Origin of the sequence: Ectopseudomonas chengduensis, from assembly GCF_900102635.1 — a bacterium.
GTDB lineage: Bacteria > Pseudomonadota > Gammaproteobacteria > Pseudomonadales > Pseudomonadaceae > Aquipseudomonas > Aquipseudomonas chengduensis.
Map to the genome: position 1 here is coordinate 101272 of NZ_FMZQ01000007.1, position 16090 is coordinate 117361.

The window sequence follows — 16090 nt, forward strand, 5'->3', positions numbered from 1 at the left end:
CAACTCGTCGTCAATGAGCGCTTGAGGTACTGGCCGTCGCATCCGCAAAGCCACACGACAAAAGCTGTGCGCGAAGCATAGGAGGAGTCAAAGCCTCGATGGCCATTGCCATACTGGAGATGAGGTCGTTACATCCTGCCAAGGCCCGCCAGGCGTCATCGAGAACAACCAACTCACTGCTGCCGGAAGGTGAGTGCTTTGGCCAATGGACGGAGAACTGAGCCGACCAGTTCGTGTCTTCGACGATAATATCGAAGCGCTCGGTATCGTCGCCAAGGGCAGAGCCGGCATACCAAGCTTTCGACACCTGGATAAAGCTACGAGTGGTGCTCATGCGAACTTCCTGGGTGCGTCGTACTGCTTGCGCAGTTCGTGTCCGGTCGCCTGGTGAACGATCCTGCCGCCGTACAGCTCTGCGTACTGGCGCGCGGTGCGGTAATAGAAGCGCTGAGACCGCTTCCCATCGGGGTAACGGACGTAGAAGCGGCCAAAGGTTGCTTGAACCATATACTGGCCGCCACGAAAGGTATCCAGCCAGACCATCATGAGCATCAGTGCGGCGCGAAAGCGTTGCATGAGCAGTCTCCCTGAGTCGCCCGGCCTATTCGCGCGTGGCGTTGAATATTCTGCTGGCGCTTGGTCTGGAAGAGAATCCCTCCAGAGTGCGTTAGCCCATCCGCATGCCTTTGCTGAATTTGGAAGAGGCCGCAGCCTCACGGTATTGGTCAGCCATGCCGATAGCGCCGTCCCGTGTTGTTTCGACCAGCGAATAGCCTTCAGCATCGGTGTAGCGGTCAATGACCCCTTGCTGCACCAGCGCGCTACCCTGCGAGTCAATCGCCAGTATCAGCATCACGTGCTGGTGTCCGGCCAGGCTGTTCTCGCCTTTCGAGGGGTCTTCATCAATCGGACCCTTGATGAAGCCACGGTATTCAGCCGGCACTGTCTCTTCCCAGCCACCGAAGAAATAGCGCTCCACCATATCCAGCGTGTCCAGCTTCCACTGCGCAGCGAAGTCCTTGATGCTGTCAATCGAGACACCATCCCACTTCCACGTATAAATCTCGTCTTCAGGGCCCATAATCAGTACTCGCTATTCTGTGGGCGGATATTAGAGCCGGGGCCTTCAGGCCTCGGCTTGCTCGCGCGAAGTGTTGAACATGTCATGCTGATCGTCGTTGCCAGCGCCAGTGCCGTTTTCCTCGGGCTGCTCAGGCGCTTCGGTCTTTTCCAGCAGGGCAACCAGTTCTGCCAGTTTGCTCGCCGGGATGCTGACTTGCAGCTCAACATCAGGCGTGTCTTCGCCTTCCTTGGCTTCGGTTGCGGTGAAGCTGTTCATCGCATGCTCATCGAGCGCAGCACGCAGACTCGGGGTGAGCGAGGAGAGCGAGGCCAAGTGTGTGCGAACCTCCTTGATCTTCAGCTTCGGTGCAGCAGGGGTGCTGGTGCGAGCAGCAGGCTTATCCTTCGGCATGGCGCGCTGACGGCCCTGTGCCTCCGCTTGCGCAATCATTGCCAGTGCGGCTTCCACATGCTGCGGGCCGCCTTTCTTCTCGTCACGGATCAGCTCGATCACCGTGGTGGCCATGATCTTGCCGTCGCGCACCAACTGCTTGGCAGCTTCTTCGGCCTGAGCAAGCAGCAGCATTTGCGCCACATGCTCAGCGGTACGCTTGCCAGAACCGTCCGGCTTGCCGCAGCGGTCGGCGATCTGTTTGTTGGTGAAGTTCTGATTGTGCAGCTTCAGGTAGGCCTCCGCGCGCGACACGGCGTCGACGGCGAGAGAGTTCTCCGAGTTCAGCATCAGGTAGATAGCGTCAGCGCTGTTACCTTTGAAGTCCTCGATCTTCAGACCGGCCATCTCGTGGCCTTCCTTCACCGCCAGCTTGGCAGCCAGGGCACGGTGGTAACCGTGAACAACCACGATGCGATTGCCTTCGACCTTCACCTGGATGGCGGGGAAGCTATCGCCACGCTTCATGGCGTCGGCGTATTCGCGCACGGTATTGTGATCGATTGGGCGAATGTTGCGCTCAGGGTAGACATCGATCAGCTCAACCGGGCAAACGTGGGCGCGGTCACGCTGAATAGTGATTACGTTGTCACCTTCCTTGGCTTTGGCGGCCAGCAGTTCTTGGAGCTGACGCACAGAGGTAGCTTGCTTTTCCATGATGCCCTCCTGGGGCCGCGATTACTGGCTGGTCAGGCAAATGTGCCTGTTTACGCTTGATATTGTATATGCGTAATCAAGAAAATGGAAGAGGGGAGAGCGGAAAAACAAGCTATTTTTCTGGCTCACCTTCCTGGCGACCTTCGCGCCACCAGGTGATCTCTTCAAACGGATTGGCGTGCAGCACAATATCACCAGAGGGAAGCTGAGCAACCGAGAATCCACGAGAGATGCCCAGGCCAAAGCGCTCTGGTCGGGTGTCCGAAACGCTCGTTGCGACCCTGACCCCTTCAACCTTCGGACTGTAGGCGAATTTCGGTGCTGCGATAAAGGGGCAGACGCGCAAGGCGTACTCGGCGCAGGTCCGGTGCATGGGCAGATCAGTGAACAAGCGGTTTGCCATAGACAGAGGACCGCCAACGAAAGCCATGCGGCCACCAAGGGGCTCACCGCAGATACCGCAGCGTTTGGTGTTCACTGCGTGCACCCACTTCTGCATATCCAGGGCCCGGAAGTCAGGAATCCCTTGATCGTCGAACTCCACTACGAAGGGGATAGGGTAGCCACGCACGTCCCGCGCAAGGCGCGCTATTCGCTCGGGTTGCTCAATCAGGGAAAGGTCTGTCCAGGTGCGTGCCATCGTCATCTTGTCGTGTGGTTCAGTGGTAGCCAGGCGCCTTGTACGCGCTGGATCATGGAAAACAAATCACTTGTTTTAGGAGGCCTGGTGCCCAACTCGTGCAGCGGTGATGACTGCCGCGATGAAGCCGGGAGACACATCGTCGAAGGATGCGGCGTTAGGCGCGGGATAACTCGGCAACTGCGCCATCTCCTGCAGAGAGAGGATGCGACCAGCAACATGGTCCTGGTAGCCGCAATGCGGGCAACCACGGTTGTCGCGCGCCAGCTCCTCGGCGCATGCGGGGCAGATGACAGACTGCAAGGTAATTGCCATACATCCTCCTGGATCAGTTGCTCGCGGCGACAGTGCGCTGCTGTATGCGTTGAATGTCGGCTTCTCGGCGCGCGTCGCGCTCTTCCTTCAGCCGGCGGTCTATCTCGGCCTGGCAACCTTTTAGGAACGTGTGCCCGGCACCCTCTGCCAGCCAAGCGACAACCGACTCGACGGTCTCGTAATCGCTGGCGCTGAGAGGCGTACGCTTGGTGTCACGGCCGTTCTCGGTTATCTCATGAGCCGGGGCGAGAACCATCTCGATAGTGCGTAGACCGAAGTCACGAAAGTTCAGGCGCTGGTTTTCGTTGGCCCAGGCCATAACGAAGGCTGAGGTACGGCAGAACAGCGATCCAGCAAGACGCTCGGCGAGGCCTTCAGCCTGAGCCAGGAACGCACGGCCGTTGTTGGTTCCCAGCCAACGGATGACGCTTGCGGAGACGCTCGCATGGCGCTGTGTGAGCCGACCAGACACGCGCGCCAGCACGGCATGGAGCTGAGCATTTGGGCCTTCGCTATCCCAGATGGACGGCGGCTCCTTGGACATCAACGCCTGCCACGCCTCGACGAACACCTGCTCGCCAATCACGTCGCTCCGCACCGGGCGGATAGGGGTATGGTCAAACGCGGCTTCGACAGTGGACATGGTGATCTCCGATCAGGACAACAGGTTACTTCCGCCTTCAGCCAGCCGGCGGGCCACCTTGTTGCGGCGGCTCCAATCAAGGTCAGGCGACTGGAGGAGGGGAATGACACGAGAATAATCCGGTTTGCGCTTGCTCTGCCGTTTTGCTTCGCTGCGCGCCATCTCGCAGATGGTCAGCAGATCGTTGATGCTGGTGAGGTGCGTCAGCATCAACTCGGCCGCTTTGGCGAACCACTGCTCGCGAGTCAACGACTCGCCCCCTGTTGCGCGCTGCTTGACCGACGCACGGGAGCGAAGGATGCGGTACTCAAACCCGAGAGGGTTGAGATTGTGCGGGTCAGTTTTCTCTACGATCTCGACAGCATGTTCAGGGCCGGCGACACACACGTACATAGTTGGCTGCCGAGGAGTGCGGTGGACGATGAAGCGCGGGTAAGTCTCTTCTTCGGTCATGGTCGTGTCCTAGGCAACTTTGGAGACAGCTTGGGCTTGGGCCCAGGCTGGGAGAGTGGCGGTAACTGTCAGTCCATGCGCCAGCGGATCGAGGAGAACCTTGCCGGCGCTCAGGGTATCAGCCAGTGCTTTCAGCTCGCACGTGGTCAAGGAGCGCCAGCTATTACCGACAAGCATCTCGGCGGCGATAAGTCGCTTACCTGCATTGCAGGCGACGAGGCGGATGCTCTGCATTCCCTGTGCTGCATCAAAGGTGTGCCCCCAGCAGCCGGCGATAAAGCCAAGCTGGTGCTGCTGTTGCAGCTTCAGCACCAGCAGCTTGTCCAGCACGTCCTGGTGGTAATCGCGCATTAACGCGCGCTGACCGGCTTGCTCGGCGATAGGGCGCTTGAGGCCGTCCACGTAGGCGAAAGGCTCGGTGTGGTAGTTCTCCTGCATTGCTGCGCCCAAAGATTCCTCGGCGATAGCTTTCTCCAGGTCGGTTACCGGGAGGACGTTGCCAAACATATCGGTGACGGTAAGGTGCTGCATGGATACCTCAGTTGCTCGAATGGGTCAGCAGGGTGCGGATGTCGTTAGCGCTGAAGCCTGGGGTGGCGAGAATGGCTGCGTAGCGCTCGCGCTCTTCAACTGTGGCCACCGACTCCCAAAGCTCTTTGACCGAAAGCTTCTTGTTGGCCCACTTCGCCTTGCTATGCGGGGCATGGGTGACAGCAATAGCCACGAAGAGGCCAGCTGCATCCACAATGTGGAATTCCTGATCCATCTCGCTGCTGACCAGCTTGAAGCGCGGGTGAGCGCTCTGCTCAAGGCCGTTGACGTGAGCGTTGAACTGATCGAGGTCAGCCAGGAAATACTCGGTGGAGTCGTCATCACAGCGGACTGCGAACGCTTGCCCGTTGAAGCCCACGAACTCGCGGTCAAGACAGTCCACCTGGGCCGACTCTTCCTCGCTGGCGCTCTCCGGTGCAACCCGGCCAGTGGCCAGGTCGACGGTGCAGAAGGTTGCGAGCTGGAAACCACCGTCCCATTCCGAGACGAACTGGGCGGCGATGCGGTTGTTGTCGATCATCGGAACCTCGTTGATCAGAAAGCGAGACTAGCTTGACGGTCGGCGTAGGAGCACCAGCGCTCGAAGCTGCTTCCTGCGAAGCCGGATACGGCGCTGATAAAGCCCTCGGCGCGAGCTTTCCTGATCAGCTCGGCGATGACCTCTTCGGAATCCCCCATCTCAAAGCAGGTATCGACACTGCGCTCACCAAGGCCTTCATAACCAGAATCCCAGAGGGAGTAGGAGGTAATGTCGTCCACAAGGTCATGTTTGATAGCCAAGCTCATGAACTCGACACGACCTTTGAAGCCGGCAACGGAGTTGCTGCCGACCAACCCATTGGCGAGTACCTGAAGACGCTGGATGACCTTGGTGTTTGCGACGTTCGACATACGGGCTTGGCCTTACTGCTTAGTGTTGTGTTTGTGCGGCTTGCGCGGCGATTACTTCGAGCTGGCGCTCATGCAGCGCACGAAGCTCGCTGATGATCTGCTCGCAGTGGGCATCCCAGCGACCTCTGCAGGACTGCTCAATCAGGTCTGCGACCTCGGCGAAGGTATACCTGTGAACGCGAGAATCCGGCTTGCGCAGCAGGTGAGCGAAGTCAATGGCAACCTGGGCAACGACCTTGGTCTCTTCGCTGGTCGCGCTGTATTTCTTCAGGCCGACAAACTGTCCGGCGGTAATGAAAACGGCAATGTCGCGAGCGGGGTTCGGGGTCATGGTCATCACTCCAGATAGGGGCTTGCCTGTGTTTGATATTGTATTTCGCATATCAAGTTAAAGCAAGCTATAGCGTCAATTTTAAATTAACGCATTGCAGTAATGTGCATGCTCATTGCAGCGCCAGCAGAGCCAGGGCCTCGGTTGGGGTGCTGAGAAAGAAAAAGGGCGCTGATTAGCGCCCTTTTCACCGTATCTGACAATGAAGGTTAGGATGTTCGCCGAGGCGGTCGCCGACCGCTCTTGCATCGCTGCAAGTAACGAAGAACACCCAACGTCATCCGGGCGTCGGCCAGCGCTCGATGCGCCCCTGGCTCTGCCGCACTACAATAGGTTGCCGCGTCGATCAGTTTCATCCAGCGCCAGCCGTCCCGTCGTTTGTCCCACTCGCCATTCCAGGCGGCATACATCTGCATCGCGCAAGTTGTCGTTAGCACTGGCGAGGGCAGCCCGTGGCGCTGGTGCGTCTGCATCAGCAATCGATCATCAAAGGCACTGTTGTAGGCAACGACCTTCCGTCCAGCGACGATAGACGCGAACAACACGGCTACCTCGGGCCAGCTCGGTGCGGTGGCCACCATCTCATCGGTGATACGGTGGATAGAGGTGGCTTCGGGTGGAATTGGTTTGGATGGGCGAATCAGGGTATCGAGGATCGGTCGACCGGCGGCGTCGACAATGGCGATCTCACAAACCTCGTCGTCTGGGCCAACGCCTGTTGTTTCAGTGTCCAGCACCAAGCAGGCGCTGTCGATCAGTTCCCGTGCCTGCGCAGCGATGCTCTGTCGGCGTTGTTGCGCAGGGCCAGGTTCCCAAAACCACGGTACACAATCCGAAGGATCGTAGACGTAATACGCGCCACGGCCTTGCCAGACGCTGCCAACAGGGCGAGCACCTGGCCCAGGCATCAGGTGTTCAGCTTTTAGGTGCGTACGGCAGCGCAGCCCACGGGCAGCAGCTTCGGCCGGTGTGAGGTGTATTCGCGTCCTGGGCATGCGGTCTCCTTAAGGGGGCAACTGAGTAGGGGAGGGTGAGGCTGGCGCTTCACCCATCCCCCTCTCACTGAAGTGAGAGGGCCCTAATCACAACCTTGGCCTGTTTGCCGGTTACTGCGAGGCGCCCGAAGACAGAAGGGTGTCGAGGACGGCCTTGCTGCCTTGTGCTGCAACCATTTGGGCTTGATCGGCATCCAGTCCGTGCTGGCGCAGCATCGCTTCTTCTCGCTTTGTTCGAGCCTGGTGAAGCATGGATGCATCTGGCCAGTCCAGCTCTTGGAATACCGAGAGAGCCTGCCCCTCAGCTAGCAACTGATCCAGAAAGCTTTCACCAGCCCCGTAACTGCGCAACAGCACGCGAAGCCGTTCAAGGCCATCTCGTGCGTGGATGACGGCAACGACTTTCACGCCGGCCAGGGCGTAAGCTACGGCCTCAAACGCAATTCGGTCATCTCGAATCTCGTCGATCAGTTTGAGTCGATGGCCGAGCGGGAAGTCCTCATCCGGTCTTACAGAGGTTCGCGACAGCCGTTCGCGAGTGCCGGTGCGTTCAAGCGCCAGCTCTCCCATGATCACATTGGCTGTGGTTGTTCTTCCCTGCATAGTGGGGCCGGCAATCAGCACCAGCGCGCCACGTGTATCCGATAAATCCATCAGGCGATTCAGTTCAGCAATGGTCGGCTCGTGAGCGCTGAAGATGGTTGCAACGCTGGGCGTTTGATTGCTCTGCACGCTGACCCGGATGTTTGTGGTCGCTGGTGCTGCTGATTGCCCTTGTTTGGGCCGTCCGTAGGAAGCGCATGCAGCGTCCCAATTAGGGAAGTTCTCTTCCTTGGCCACCAGCTCCAGCGACTGCGAATGTGTTACCGGAACCTTGAGCATATCGGTCACCGCTGTCCGGAGGCGCTTGGCGCGGCTTTTGAGTGAATCTGAAGTCATAGTAGGTTGCTCCCATTGAGCCAGGTGAACGCAAAGCGCTATCGGTGTCCTCGTTCTCGATGCCTGGCAATGGTTGCCAACCAGCTTCGTGCATTCCCACATTCACCGTACCGTTTCCGGTGAGGACGACAGGCTGTGGGCAGCCTTGTTGAAATGGTATTTGGGATGGGTACGCCATGCCGAATAGCACTTCCTGGAAGGCCCCGATGCGGGGCCAGCGCGAGGAGGGAGCTTAACTGCCTCCCTCTGACTTCGGCTCTACGGCGCTGAGCCCTTATGCGGCTATGGCAGGTGCTTAAGTCAATGCGTCCAGCCAGGGAAGCACGACTGGAGAAACAACGTATGTCGTGCCGTTATTGTCCTGCTTGAAGACAAAGGCCAGGTCGAACTTCGTTTCGCCTGGTAGCCAGAAGACGCGAGGATCATGGCGGAAGTCGCCTTCCCAGCCGTGCTCCCGCGCAGCGGTCTTGGCTGCTTCCCATCTGGCCGAGAATTGCAGGGCATCGGACAAGTCCAGCTTCTGGGATTCGTCTGCAACCGTCTCGGGGGCGCTCGTAATGTCGGCGAGTGTTTGCTGCACCGTGTGCAGGTGCTCCCAGCCGAAGTCAATAGGCAGAATTTCGTAAACGAACCAATTCAAAGCGCGTTCTCCCTATTTGGGGTTGATCATCATCTTGATAGCGTCGGCAGCATCGTACAGCCCAAGTCGATTCGCGAAAGCATGCAAATCGGCTAATTGGGCATGGGTTGAGTCTTGCCGCTGGGGTTGCTGCGGTAACTGATCGAGCAGCTGCTTAAGACGATCCTGCATATCACTGTGCCTGGCTTTCACAAGTCTCGCCGACTGCTGGAGCGATGCTCAGGGTGATGCTTTCAACACCCACAGGGTCGGTCTTGGTCAACTCTGGAGTGACGCCGATCAATCGCCCACCTGGGCAGCTAATCTCCGTATAGCGTTCGAGCGAAACGGGGTCAGCGCCAGCACAGCCATCCTTCTCGATGCCATTGCCGGTAGCGTTATGGCCAGGTGGGCACAGCATGAGGCCGCCTTCAACACGAACAGCGTCGACCTGATAGGTGGCGAACTGGGCAGCGAGTTCCAAGCGCGTGCCGGCCGGGGCTGGAAGCGACTTGATACTAGCTGTCGCGTTGAGCGGAGATCGTTCAACAGTTCCGTCTGCGCTGGCGCAGGCTTTCTGCTCGATGCGAACCAGTTTTGCGGGTGCATCCAGGTATCCGTGAAAGCTGCACTTACCGCCATCAGGTTGGAGTTGAACGCGCTGACCGTCATCGCTCAGCTGGTCGAGGGCAGTTACGCTGATCGAATCCGCGAAGGCCGCGCCTGCGAACAGGGCGCTTGCGACTAAGGGGGCTACCCGGTTCCATTTCATCATGGTCATTTACTTCCTAAGAGTGAGTAAGTGCGCTGCACTAGGGCAAGCGGAATCGTTTGCCGTAGATCAAGCGCATAGTCGAGGAAATTGTTTCTTCGGGAACTCCCCGGTTGAGAGCTTCCTGCAGAGCAGACTGAGCCACTTTGCCGGCCTGAAACACGTATGCGAGGAACGGGGCTACCGGAATAATCCACGCCCACCAAGGTAGAGGCAGGAAATACATGCCAGCCAATGCAGCAGCTAGAGCGAATAACGTAATCTGCTCCAGCGTGTGCTGTCGGATACGCTTACCCATGTATGCGTTTACTGCATGCTGTTGATCGCAGGTTAGGCTGTGGAAGCTCGTCGACATAAACACGCTCTACTCAATTTGGGCGACAAAACGCGCCGCATTCTTTTGTGCAATGGACATTTAGCCTGCTGCCAACTATCCACGACTGATCGCCACGGGCAAGACTGCCTCTAGCCCAGATGAGAGACCTGGCCGGCGACGCTGGGAATCGAAACAACAGAGCAAGTGACGCCCTCGAATGTCCACCACCATTGAGCTTGGTGATCCCCCACCCGCACGGTAACCCGACCATTACCACCCGGATCGCTGACCACTTCGCCGTGCTCGCCGCAGTATTCGATTATCGCTCCGGGCGGCAGAGGCTGGCGTTGCTGAACAATCCAATCCTGCGCCTGCCGCTCGCTGTCATGGCGAGACACAACGCGCCGTCCTTCAACCACCTGCCATTCATTCCAAGCGCTTTTCATCCCACGCTTAGGCGAAGCCAGGCTACGGCGACGCAATCTGATGATGTACTTACTCATGGCTCTATTCCTTGAAAAACCCACGACGCTGTTAGCAGGCTTCTGAAAGTACTTCGTGTGCCTTGCGAGCGAAGTCCGCTTGGGCAAACTCGAACTCATCCACAATGGCAGAGCGGTCCAGCCCGACGTACTCCCAGCACTGGCGCGCCGTTGGCATGATGTTACCTGTGATGCGCTTGATTATGCCCAGCAAGCCAAAGTGCTCGCGAGCGTAGCAGTACTCTTGAGACGGGAAGGCTTTCGCCATCTCACGCGCGGCGGCGAGAATCTGTTGCTTTGCGTTCTTGCGGTCGATCATGTGGCTTTCTCTGCTGCGTGGTTATGGCTCACTCAGAGCGGCTGAGTTTGCTGTGCTCGAATCGCCTTCTTGAAGCGGTACATCTCCAGGTCATTGGCGGCGCGCAGCGCTTTGCCAGTCCAGACCATCGCGTAAACGGAGCCAGATCCGTCTAGCCCTGGCTCGCCTGGAGCCTTCTGCGTCACCAGCACATCTCCATCGGCCCGGCCGTAGAAGTGCTCCGTCACATCCTCAATGGCGTTCCAATCAACCTGCTTGGTCGTAATGGACAGCATGGCGTGCTCCTGTGAATGGGCAGTTCTGCGAAGTATGAACCATAGTTCAAGTATGAGCAACGATATTTGTTGAAGTATGATTCAATAAGTGGCTTGCTAGCGATTGAATTATAGTTCATAGTCCTTACTGTCCGCAGATCGCGCGCCTGGTTGCCGCTAAGACATCTGCACTCAGAGCCCTGAAAGGAGCTGCAAACGATGAACCTGAGCAACAAAGATTCTGTCGCCATCGCAAAGGCGCTGAAACAAGCTGAAGCGCTGGTGGAAACCCTGAGTAAGATGGTGGGAGCTGATAACGGGTTGCTGCATATTCATGCCCAGGACCTTCAGGCCTCTGCGTTGAACATTCAGGGAAAGCTGAAGCTGATTCAGACCGTTACCAGCTACACCGGGGAGTAGCGCATGAGCACGTCGAACGAACAGCCTACCGTCCTCGACTTCAAACACGCTGCCGGCTTGGAGCTGGCAATTCGTGAACTCCAGGCGCTTGGCTACGACAGCGAGTCTTCGGCCCAATACCGCCTCTCGGAGCTACTGAGCGAAGTGCTGCAAGCTGCTGCAAGCAATACAGGAGCTGCTGAGGCTGCGCCAGAGACACCAGCCCCGATGAACCTTGACCAGTTCATTGGGCAACTGCTCGCGGTTCGTGAAAAAGTCGGTGGCGACATCTGCGTCGCAGTCACGTATGCGCCATTCGGTGATGGCGAACAGAAGGCCATGACTCACGAGCTAATCCAGGTACTGCCGATCAGCTGTTACAGCGATTACGACATTCCTGCACAGCAATACCTGGCGATTGGCCCCGTTGTAGATACCCGTGGTCGGTAGAGGTGTGCACGAACGGCTGACAGCGCAATGATCCTTCATGCCACCAGATAGATAGAGAATCAGGAGAAAATGATGGCGCTCGAAGTGTTTGCGCTGCTCGATGACAACGGTGATCACAACTCCGGTTGTTACATCTTCTGCGGCAAGAAAGCTGACCTACTCAAGCTGGCGCGGCCACTCGAAGAGTTTTACGCGGCCAACCGCCGGAAGAAGAAGGTAGAGGCCCTGGCTGCGAAGATCGTCACCGCCGCTCAGCTCCCGACGCCCATGGTACGGATAGATAAGCCGGAAGGCGTAGTGCTGATGGATGTCATCGCCGCGATGGCCGAGGGACGGGCAGCGTCCCACACGTATTCAAAGCTATACGCGCGGTTCGAAGACACGTTATGCGTCTATGGCGGGTAACGCGGAACATGCCCAGAACGATGCCAGAGCACCGCTTTGTCGAACGGCCAATGCAGGGCCTTGGCTTAGTGGCCTCGTGCGCCTATCGCGTTTGCTCCTGGCACTTTGGTCAGTATTGGCGGTTCCCATACCGCAGCAACGCTGCGCCGCCATATACGCGCGCACCTCTTGACCAATGCTATTGGCTGACAGGCGCAGTGATCTTGAGTGAAGAAGAGAGCGTGGCAGCGTTAGCGAATGCCCAAGCTACAACAATGAATCTGGAGAAGGCCTAGATGGCTGAAGAGAAAGTGTCAGCTGAAGAGAAGATGTCACCGACTGAGTTCAAGGCCGAGTGCAAGCGCAAGGGTTGGACGAATCGCATGCTTGCGGGTCGCTGGCGGCGCTCGGAAGCTTGGATTAGCAAGATCGGCAGCGACCCTGACCGTGACCAGTACTGGGACGATGCTGTACGCGGACTACCGATAGTTAAGAAGGCAAAACTCCCGAATCGTTGACCGGAGGAAATATGCACAGGAAGCAAGGTGGTTACCTGGTGCCGTTGTTGCACCTCATCATGATGGGCGCTATGGCCGGCGTGGTCTATGGCTGTTGGCTGATGTCGGGCTGGATTTCTGGCTTGATTATCGCTGCTGAGGATCAAGGTAAAGACTCGCTGGGACGGGTGTTTATCACCATGGCCATTCTTTCGGCGTTCACCGTACGACTGACGATCTTCAACTACTACGTGTTTACCCTGCCGAGGGAAAAACGGCGGGCCAAGTTCTGGGAAGCAAAACGTCAACCGAAATAGGGGAAATGGGGCATGGAACTCATTCACTTCACTAACGGGATCAGTCCCCTCGTGATCGATAAGAGCGTCAACCTGGCTGTGTCTGAAGCGCCAGCGATGGTCGGCTACGTGGTGGACGCGGACAGCCCGATACTGCCGCTGGCGCAGGCCGAGGTTGCTGCGTTGCTTTACGACGCGATGACAATGGTAGGCGCAGGTGTTCGCCAGCGCTTTGAAGGGCTCATGTGCGAGTTGAAGGTCGGTGTCATCGCAGCAATCGACGATGAACAAGACGAACCCAGGTTTGCGGGCTTTATCCAGTACAAGCCGAGGCTGCTGGCAGAGGGTGTGGCAACCATTGGATATGCGGCAGTCGAGAAGAGCTATCGCGGCCAGGGCGTGTTCCGGCTGATGCTCGATGAGCTGAAGCGCGACTACCCAGTGCTGGGGCTCGACTGTCCTCTGGAGTTGGTTCCAATGTATGAACACCTCGGTTTCCACCCGACTGCTGTCCAGGGGGCTCACGTTGGTATGAGTACTGGAACCATGTCAGGAAAGAATTGGGGCCATGGCCAAGAGTTCCTGGATCAGCACCCACGCTATATCCGCGCCAAGGAAGCTATACGCGACAAGCTCGGCAAGGCTACCCGTGATGCCTATGCCAAACGAGATGCCGACACTCGTAAGCGCGTAGAAGAGGTCAAGTCGCTGTTGCAAGCCCGTAAAGCTGCCGCGACAGCCTGACAGGTGATTGAGCCATGAGCCTACGGAAGATCAAGCTGCGAGCATTGAAAACTGCATGTGAGGAATACCGCCAAGCTTACGATCACTGCACCAAGCTGCATCTCGACGTGAGCGAGCGCGCGGACATGCCTACCCGGTCAAGCATGCAGCGAGCTGCGCTGGCGAGGTATATCAAGGCGCAAGAGCAGCACCAGCTGGCGCTCGAAGAATACGAAGCAACTGGAGTGCGCGCAGGGTTGACCTATCTGGCTAACCGCACGCTCGGTGGCAGCTTCGTACCTCCAGGAAGAGGCGTGCACCCTCTTATGGGTGTCGCCACGCTTGTGCTGATGGGAGCCATCCTCTACGGCGGCGTTATGTTCTTCATGAGTATTGGCGTTCACCACTAAGCGGGGGTGGGTATGTCTTGGGCTGATCGCGCTGCGCCAATCGTGGCGGATGTCATTCGTAATGTCGGGCGCGAAGATATGCCGGCCTTACGCAAGGCACTTGTCGAAGCGTATCCGTTCGGGGTGCGCGCCAACACGCCATACAAAGCGTGGTTGTCAGAAGTGAAGCGCCAGCTCGGCCACCCCTTAAACGCGCCGAGGAAGGACCCAGGTGATGGCCAGACGGATATGTTCAAACAGTGAGTGATTATTGATGGCTAATTCGAAGAGTCGGGCATGGCTTTTCCCGCTCGCGGGCACCGCAGTGATGGCGTTTTTTGCTGCACTGAATGCTACCTATGGACTGGAGCGGACGGTTGTTGGCTTCGGGCTGGTCATGGGCGTCATTGGCTGGGCGTGTTTGACTGCGCTGATGAAACGGTTTGGGTAGGGGGATGTATGGCTTTGAAGGCAGTGTTTATCGTATTCGAGCGCGATGGTAGTGAAGCCAAGGAGCTGAACGTCGCTCTCGGTAAGGTTCGTGAGCGTTTGGCCAGCGAAACGGCCAGGATCATCAATGTCGAGACGATCCCGCCAACTACCTTTCTTGGGTTTCAAGTTCAAGCCGGTGGTTTGCGCGTCTGGTATGAACCCGCTGTTGATCTCGCGCAAGCTGGGAGCGAAACGCGACCTGAAGGCGACGCCAAAGCGCTTCACGCAAGTGTTAAAAGTACGAGGGAAACGTTTGCTGAGCTGAAACAGGCTGCTCAACTGGAAGAGCTTGTCGCTGAGGCTTCGAGTGTCGCCGAGCTGCTTTGGAGTCGCATCAACCGCCAAGGGCAGCCAGGCTTCCCTGTGGGCGAAACCTTGGACGCGATGAGGAGCGCGGCATTCGTTATTGATCAGTTGCTGGCCCAGGTGAAGGTCGTTGATCCGGCTAACCGTCGAGAGGCGTTGACTCTATTGGCCGATGGTCTTTGCCGCATTCGTGAAGCGGCCTTTGATGCTCCGGCGCATGCAGTGGATGTCGCCAATGTTCTGCACAACGTTCCCGGCCTACTGTCCGGCGAGGATCGTGCAGGTGAGGGATACCTGGTGGAGTTGCTCCGAAAGGGGCGATCACTTATCGACGACATCTCATGGCGTAAGTCTGCTTAATGAATGCTCAATCAGTCGCAGATGCACTGGCAGCTAAAGGCTGTGCGTATACCGCAGTGACTGAGCCCGCTGATGGTGCGCCTGGTCGTGTCCAGATCACTGATGCAATCCATGTGGAAGTACCTGCTGATGGAAATGTGCTGCATGTCGTCATGAGGCAGCCGGATGGCGAGCAGGTTTACGGCCGACCAAGAAAGCGTATCGGCTACGTCGAATTGGATATCTCGTGCGCCATCCATCAAGGTTGGCCGCGCCCCTGATCATCGAGAACGCTATGAATCGAGGCAAGAAATTCTTTGCTGGCGCTGTATACGTGTTGGCGCTGGTAGCGATCACCCATTTCGTCATTCATCCTGCGACAAGTAGTTGGTACGCGAAACAGGAGGCTACAGCCAGCGGTTATGCCGTTCTGGCCGGCGAGTATGTGACCTTGCCGCCAGCTCTTCAGGCTGCCATTCGTGATCGACTGCAAAAGGGATATCTGTCGAATCAGGACGTATGGGATAGCGTCGGCGAAATCGCCGATCTTCGTCCGGTTCAGGTAAGTCCTGCACCCGACTATGGCGACGCAAGGGAACCCTATAACGACTTCCTCTGGCGCTCGATCAGGGGTGAACCCCTGGAGTCGAAGGCGAAGGACACACTAATTAGCCAGGTCCAGTAATGGAGCTGTGCATAGCAAGAGGAGAGGGCACCGATGCCTATCGATATCCAAGTCCAGGCTGTAATCGAGCAAATCGAAGGGCTGGCCAGCAAGGCAGTACCTGGTGCCGAGTGGTTCAAAGTTGACGATCTGAATCAGGTGAGCTTCATCGACCAGTCGGCAGCAAAGCTTATCAGCGCGTTGACCCCTGATACGGTGCTGGCGCTTTGCAAACTCGCTGCCAAGGGGCTTGAGGTCGATAGCGTGGTGAGCCAGCTGTACGCTGACGTAATGAATATTCAGTGCGACGAAAGCAAAGCAAACGATGAATTCACGGATAGGCGTACTGCTTACTTGCACGCCCACCGCGATGCTCGCCATGCTGCGGCAGAGCTGGTTGCAGGGGCATTTATCGGCGAATGACCTGATCAGGGCGAAACACAAAGTTTGAACTGTGGTT

Annotated in this window: 31 protein-coding genes; 11 read left to right on the forward strand and 20 right to left on the reverse strand. The window is 57.6% G+C overall.

Annotated features, from left to right (window positions below; translation table 11 throughout):
• Positions 1 to 10: 10 nt before the first annotated feature.
• The 20 genes from BLS08_RS12740 to BLS08_RS12835 form a co-directional block, all read right to left on the reverse strand.
• Positions 11 to 334: a hypothetical protein gene (locus BLS08_RS12740; protein ID WP_017362282.1), complete on the reverse strand. Its 324-nt coding sequence runs from the start codon at positions 332 to 334 to the stop codon at positions 11 to 13.
• Complete coding sequence (locus tag BLS08_RS12745; RefSeq protein WP_017362283.1) at positions 331 to 576, reverse strand: hypothetical protein; 246 nt, start codon at positions 574 to 576, stop codon at positions 331 to 333. The genes BLS08_RS12740 and BLS08_RS12745 overlap by 4 nt, the downstream gene beginning before the upstream one ends.
• Before the next feature lie 91 nt (positions 577 to 667).
• Positions 668 to 1081, reverse strand: a complete 414-nt coding sequence (locus tag BLS08_RS12750) for a hypothetical protein (protein WP_090336788.1) — start codon at positions 1079 to 1081, stop codon at positions 668 to 670.
• A 45-nt stretch (positions 1082 to 1126) separates the two neighbouring features.
• Complete coding sequence (locus BLS08_RS12755) at positions 1127 to 2170, reverse strand: ParB N-terminal domain-containing protein (protein ID WP_017362285.1); 1044 nt, start codon at positions 2168 to 2170, stop codon at positions 1127 to 1129.
• 112 nt (positions 2171 to 2282) lie between these two features.
• On the reverse strand, positions 2283 to 2810 hold the full coding sequence (locus BLS08_RS12760; protein ID WP_196770203.1) for a hypothetical protein: 528 nt from the start codon (positions 2808 to 2810) through the stop codon (positions 2283 to 2285).
• A gap of 75 nt (positions 2811 to 2885) precedes the next feature.
• Entirely contained in the window at positions 2886 to 3125 is a 240-nt protein-coding gene (locus BLS08_RS12765; protein ID WP_017362287.1) for a hypothetical protein, read from the reverse strand.
• Positions 3126 to 3138: 13 nt separating this feature from the next.
• Complete coding sequence (locus BLS08_RS12770) at positions 3139 to 3768, reverse strand: hypothetical protein (protein WP_017362288.1); 630 nt, start codon at positions 3766 to 3768, stop codon at positions 3139 to 3141.
• Between the two features lie 12 nt (positions 3769 to 3780).
• Positions 3781 to 4221 (reverse strand): hypothetical protein, encoded by a 441-nt coding sequence (locus BLS08_RS12775; RefSeq protein WP_017362289.1) that lies wholly within the window; start codon positions 4219 to 4221, stop codon positions 3781 to 3783.
• A gap of 9 nt (positions 4222 to 4230) precedes the next feature.
• On the reverse strand, positions 4231 to 4752 hold the full coding sequence (locus tag BLS08_RS12780) for a hypothetical protein (RefSeq protein WP_017362290.1): 522 nt from the start codon (positions 4750 to 4752) through the stop codon (positions 4231 to 4233).
• 7 nt (positions 4753 to 4759) lie between these two features.
• On the reverse strand, positions 4760 to 5293 hold the full coding sequence (locus BLS08_RS12785) for a hypothetical protein (protein ID WP_017362291.1): 534 nt from the start codon (positions 5291 to 5293) through the stop codon (positions 4760 to 4762).
• 14 nt (positions 5294 to 5307) lie between these two features.
• Complete coding sequence (locus tag BLS08_RS12790; RefSeq protein ID WP_017362292.1) at positions 5308 to 5664, reverse strand: hypothetical protein; 357 nt, start codon at positions 5662 to 5664, stop codon at positions 5308 to 5310.
• A 19-nt stretch (positions 5665 to 5683) separates the two neighbouring features.
• Positions 5684 to 6001 (reverse strand): hypothetical protein, encoded by a 318-nt coding sequence (locus BLS08_RS12795; RefSeq protein WP_139204221.1) that lies wholly within the window; start codon positions 5999 to 6001, stop codon positions 5684 to 5686.
• A gap of 203 nt (positions 6002 to 6204) precedes the next feature.
• The gene (locus tag BLS08_RS12800) at positions 6205 to 6990 is read right to left on the reverse strand and encodes a 3'-5' exonuclease (RefSeq protein ID WP_017362294.1); all 786 of its coding nucleotides are present in this window, start codon (positions 6988 to 6990) and stop codon (positions 6205 to 6207) included.
• A 111-nt stretch (positions 6991 to 7101) separates the two neighbouring features.
• The gene (locus BLS08_RS12805; protein WP_017362295.1) at positions 7102 to 7929 is read right to left on the reverse strand and encodes a glyoxalase superfamily protein; all 828 of its coding nucleotides are present in this window, start codon (positions 7927 to 7929) and stop codon (positions 7102 to 7104) included.
• A 295-nt stretch (positions 7930 to 8224) separates the two neighbouring features.
• Positions 8225 to 8569, reverse strand: a complete 345-nt coding sequence (locus tag BLS08_RS12810; RefSeq protein ID WP_017362296.1) for a DNA ligase-like domain-containing protein — start codon at positions 8567 to 8569, stop codon at positions 8225 to 8227.
• A 172-nt stretch (positions 8570 to 8741) separates the two neighbouring features.
• The gene (locus BLS08_RS12815) at positions 8742 to 9329 is read right to left on the reverse strand and encodes a hypothetical protein (protein ID WP_017362298.1); all 588 of its coding nucleotides are present in this window, start codon (positions 9327 to 9329) and stop codon (positions 8742 to 8744) included.
• A gap of 31 nt (positions 9330 to 9360) precedes the next feature.
• Positions 9361 to 9675 carry a hypothetical protein gene (locus tag BLS08_RS12820; protein WP_017362299.1) on the reverse strand — a complete coding sequence of 105 codons (315 nt, stop codon included), beginning with the start codon at positions 9673 to 9675 and terminating at the stop codon, positions 9361 to 9363.
• A gap of 110 nt (positions 9676 to 9785) precedes the next feature.
• The gene (locus tag BLS08_RS12825; protein ID WP_017362300.1) at positions 9786 to 10139 is read right to left on the reverse strand and encodes a hypothetical protein; all 354 of its coding nucleotides are present in this window, start codon (positions 10137 to 10139) and stop codon (positions 9786 to 9788) included.
• Between the two features lie 31 nt (positions 10140 to 10170).
• A complete protein-coding gene (locus BLS08_RS12830) occupies positions 10171 to 10437 on the reverse strand; it encodes a hypothetical protein (protein WP_017362301.1) in 267 nt (88 codons plus the stop codon).
• A gap of 32 nt (positions 10438 to 10469) precedes the next feature.
• Positions 10470 to 10712, reverse strand: a complete 243-nt coding sequence (locus BLS08_RS12835) for a hypothetical protein (RefSeq protein ID WP_017362302.1) — start codon at positions 10710 to 10712, stop codon at positions 10470 to 10472.
• A gap of 198 nt (positions 10713 to 10910) precedes the next feature.
• Here BLS08_RS12835 and BLS08_RS12840 point away from each other — a divergent pair, with 198 nt between their 5' ends.
• The 11 genes from BLS08_RS12840 (at position 10911) to BLS08_RS12895 (ending at position 16053) form a co-directional block, all read left to right on the forward strand.
• Positions 10911 to 11111 (forward strand): hypothetical protein, encoded by a 201-nt coding sequence (locus BLS08_RS12840; RefSeq protein ID WP_017362303.1) that lies wholly within the window; start codon positions 10911 to 10913, stop codon positions 11109 to 11111.
• Positions 11112 to 11114: 3 nt separating this feature from the next.
• Positions 11115 to 11540, forward strand: coding sequence for a hypothetical protein (locus BLS08_RS12845; protein WP_017362304.1), 426 nt, complete (start codon positions 11115 to 11117; stop codon positions 11538 to 11540).
• Between the two features lie 72 nt (positions 11541 to 11612).
• Positions 11613 to 11945 carry a hypothetical protein gene (locus BLS08_RS12850; RefSeq protein ID WP_017362305.1) on the forward strand — a complete coding sequence of 111 codons (333 nt, stop codon included), beginning with the start codon at positions 11613 to 11615 and terminating at the stop codon, positions 11943 to 11945.
• A gap of 275 nt (positions 11946 to 12220) precedes the next feature.
• Positions 12221 to 12442, forward strand: coding sequence for a hypothetical protein (locus BLS08_RS12855; protein WP_017362306.1), 222 nt, complete (start codon positions 12221 to 12223; stop codon positions 12440 to 12442).
• Positions 12443 to 12453: 11 nt separating this feature from the next.
• Positions 12454 to 12738, forward strand: coding sequence for a hypothetical protein (locus BLS08_RS12860; protein ID WP_090336790.1), 285 nt, complete (start codon positions 12454 to 12456; stop codon positions 12736 to 12738).
• 12 nt (positions 12739 to 12750) lie between these two features.
• The gene (locus tag BLS08_RS12865; protein WP_017362308.1) at positions 12751 to 13461 is read left to right on the forward strand and encodes a GNAT family N-acetyltransferase; all 711 of its coding nucleotides are present in this window, start codon (positions 12751 to 12753) and stop codon (positions 13459 to 13461) included.
• A 14-nt stretch (positions 13462 to 13475) separates the two neighbouring features.
• Entirely contained in the window at positions 13476 to 13850 is a 375-nt protein-coding gene (locus tag BLS08_RS12870; RefSeq protein WP_017362309.1) for a hypothetical protein, read from the forward strand.
• Positions 13851 to 13862: 12 nt separating this feature from the next.
• Positions 13863 to 14093 (forward strand): hypothetical protein, encoded by a 231-nt coding sequence (locus BLS08_RS12875; protein ID WP_017362310.1) that lies wholly within the window; start codon positions 13863 to 13865, stop codon positions 14091 to 14093.
• Positions 14094 to 14288: 195 nt separating this feature from the next.
• Positions 14289 to 14987 (forward strand): hypothetical protein, encoded by a 699-nt coding sequence (locus BLS08_RS12880; RefSeq protein ID WP_017362312.1) that lies wholly within the window; start codon positions 14289 to 14291, stop codon positions 14985 to 14987.
• 274 nt (positions 14988 to 15261) lie between these two features.
• Positions 15262 to 15651, forward strand: coding sequence for a hypothetical protein (locus BLS08_RS12890; RefSeq protein ID WP_017362314.1), 390 nt, complete (start codon positions 15262 to 15264; stop codon positions 15649 to 15651).
• Between the two features lie 33 nt (positions 15652 to 15684).
• The gene (locus tag BLS08_RS12895; RefSeq protein WP_017362315.1) at positions 15685 to 16053 is read left to right on the forward strand and encodes a hypothetical protein; all 369 of its coding nucleotides are present in this window, start codon (positions 15685 to 15687) and stop codon (positions 16051 to 16053) included.
• Positions 16054 to 16090: the final 37 nt, after the last annotated feature.

Excerpts from the sequence above, each read along its gene's own strand:
- BLS08_RS12755 (WP_017362285.1), bottom strand. The coding sequence starts at position 2,170 with ATGGAAAAGCAAGCTACCTCTGTGCGTCAGCTCCAAGAACTGCTGGCC.
- BLS08_RS12815 (WP_017362298.1), bottom strand. The coding sequence starts at position 9,329 with ATGACCATGATGAAATGGAACCGGGTAGCCCCCTTAGTCGCAAGCGCC.
- BLS08_RS12895 (WP_017362315.1), top strand. The coding sequence starts at position 15,685 with ATGCCTATCGATATCCAAGTCCAGGCTGTAATCGAGCAAATCGAAGGG.
- BLS08_RS12795 (WP_139204221.1), bottom strand. The coding sequence starts at position 6,001 with ATGACCATGACCCCGAACCCCGCTCGCGACATTGCCGTTTTCATTACC.
- BLS08_RS12780 (WP_017362290.1), bottom strand. The coding sequence starts at position 4,752 with ATGCAGCACCTTACCGTCACCGATATGTTTGGCAACGTCCTCCCGGTA.
- BLS08_RS12760 (WP_196770203.1), bottom strand. The coding sequence starts at position 2,810 with ATGGCACGCACCTGGACAGACCTTTCCCTGATTGAGCAACCCGAGCGA.
- BLS08_RS12825 (WP_017362300.1), bottom strand. The coding sequence starts at position 10,139 with ATGAGTAAGTACATCATCAGATTGCGTCGCCGTAGCCTGGCTTCGCCT.
- BLS08_RS12860 (WP_090336790.1), top strand. The coding sequence starts at position 12,454 with ATGCACAGGAAGCAAGGTGGTTACCTGGTGCCGTTGTTGCACCTCATC.
- BLS08_RS12855 (WP_017362306.1), top strand. The coding sequence starts at position 12,221 with ATGGCTGAAGAGAAAGTGTCAGCTGAAGAGAAGATGTCACCGACTGAG.
- BLS08_RS12870 (WP_017362309.1), top strand. The coding sequence starts at position 13,476 with ATGAGCCTACGGAAGATCAAGCTGCGAGCATTGAAAACTGCATGTGAG.
- BLS08_RS12820 (WP_017362299.1), bottom strand. The coding sequence starts at position 9,675 with ATGTCGACGAGCTTCCACAGCCTAACCTGCGATCAACAGCATGCAGTA.
- BLS08_RS12805 (WP_017362295.1), bottom strand. The coding sequence starts at position 7,929 with ATGACTTCAGATTCACTCAAAAGCCGCGCCAAGCGCCTCCGGACAGCG.
- BLS08_RS12790 (WP_017362292.1), bottom strand. The coding sequence starts at position 5,664 with ATGTCGAACGTCGCAAACACCAAGGTCATCCAGCGTCTTCAGGTACTC.
- BLS08_RS12770 (WP_017362288.1), bottom strand. The coding sequence starts at position 3,768 with ATGTCCACTGTCGAAGCCGCGTTTGACCATACCCCTATCCGCCCGGTG.
- BLS08_RS12850 (WP_017362305.1), top strand. The coding sequence starts at position 11,613 with ATGGCGCTCGAAGTGTTTGCGCTGCTCGATGACAACGGTGATCACAAC.
- BLS08_RS12880 (WP_017362312.1), top strand. The coding sequence starts at position 14,289 with ATGGCTTTGAAGGCAGTGTTTATCGTATTCGAGCGCGATGGTAGTGAA.
- BLS08_RS12775 (WP_017362289.1), bottom strand. The coding sequence starts at position 4,221 with ATGACCGAAGAAGAGACTTACCCGCGCTTCATCGTCCACCGCACTCCT.
- BLS08_RS12750 (WP_090336788.1), bottom strand. The coding sequence starts at position 1,081 with ATGGGCCCTGAAGACGAGATTTATACGTGGAAGTGGGATGGTGTCTCG.
- BLS08_RS12835 (WP_017362302.1), bottom strand. The coding sequence starts at position 10,712 with ATGCTGTCCATTACGACCAAGCAGGTTGATTGGAACGCCATTGAGGAT.
- BLS08_RS12830 (WP_017362301.1), bottom strand. The coding sequence starts at position 10,437 with ATGATCGACCGCAAGAACGCAAAGCAACAGATTCTCGCCGCCGCGCGT.
- BLS08_RS12800 (WP_017362294.1), bottom strand. The coding sequence starts at position 6,990 with ATGCCCAGGACGCGAATACACCTCACACCGGCCGAAGCTGCTGCCCGT.
- BLS08_RS12745 (WP_017362283.1), bottom strand. The coding sequence starts at position 576 with ATGCAACGCTTTCGCGCCGCACTGATGCTCATGATGGTCTGGCTGGAT.
- BLS08_RS12765 (WP_017362287.1), bottom strand. The coding sequence starts at position 3,125 with ATGGCAATTACCTTGCAGTCTGTCATCTGCCCCGCATGCGCCGAGGAG.
- BLS08_RS12840 (WP_017362303.1), top strand. The coding sequence starts at position 10,911 with ATGAACCTGAGCAACAAAGATTCTGTCGCCATCGCAAAGGCGCTGAAA.
- BLS08_RS12890 (WP_017362314.1), top strand. The coding sequence starts at position 15,262 with ATGAATCGAGGCAAGAAATTCTTTGCTGGCGCTGTATACGTGTTGGCG.
- BLS08_RS12785 (WP_017362291.1), bottom strand. The coding sequence starts at position 5,293 with ATGATCGACAACAACCGCATCGCCGCCCAGTTCGTCTCGGAATGGGAC.
- BLS08_RS12845 (WP_017362304.1), top strand. The coding sequence starts at position 11,115 with ATGAGCACGTCGAACGAACAGCCTACCGTCCTCGACTTCAAACACGCT.
- BLS08_RS12740 (WP_017362282.1), bottom strand. The coding sequence starts at position 334 with ATGAGCACCACTCGTAGCTTTATCCAGGTGTCGAAAGCTTGGTATGCC.
- BLS08_RS12865 (WP_017362308.1), top strand. The coding sequence starts at position 12,751 with ATGGAACTCATTCACTTCACTAACGGGATCAGTCCCCTCGTGATCGAT.
- BLS08_RS12875 (WP_017362310.1), top strand. The coding sequence starts at position 13,863 with ATGTCTTGGGCTGATCGCGCTGCGCCAATCGTGGCGGATGTCATTCGT.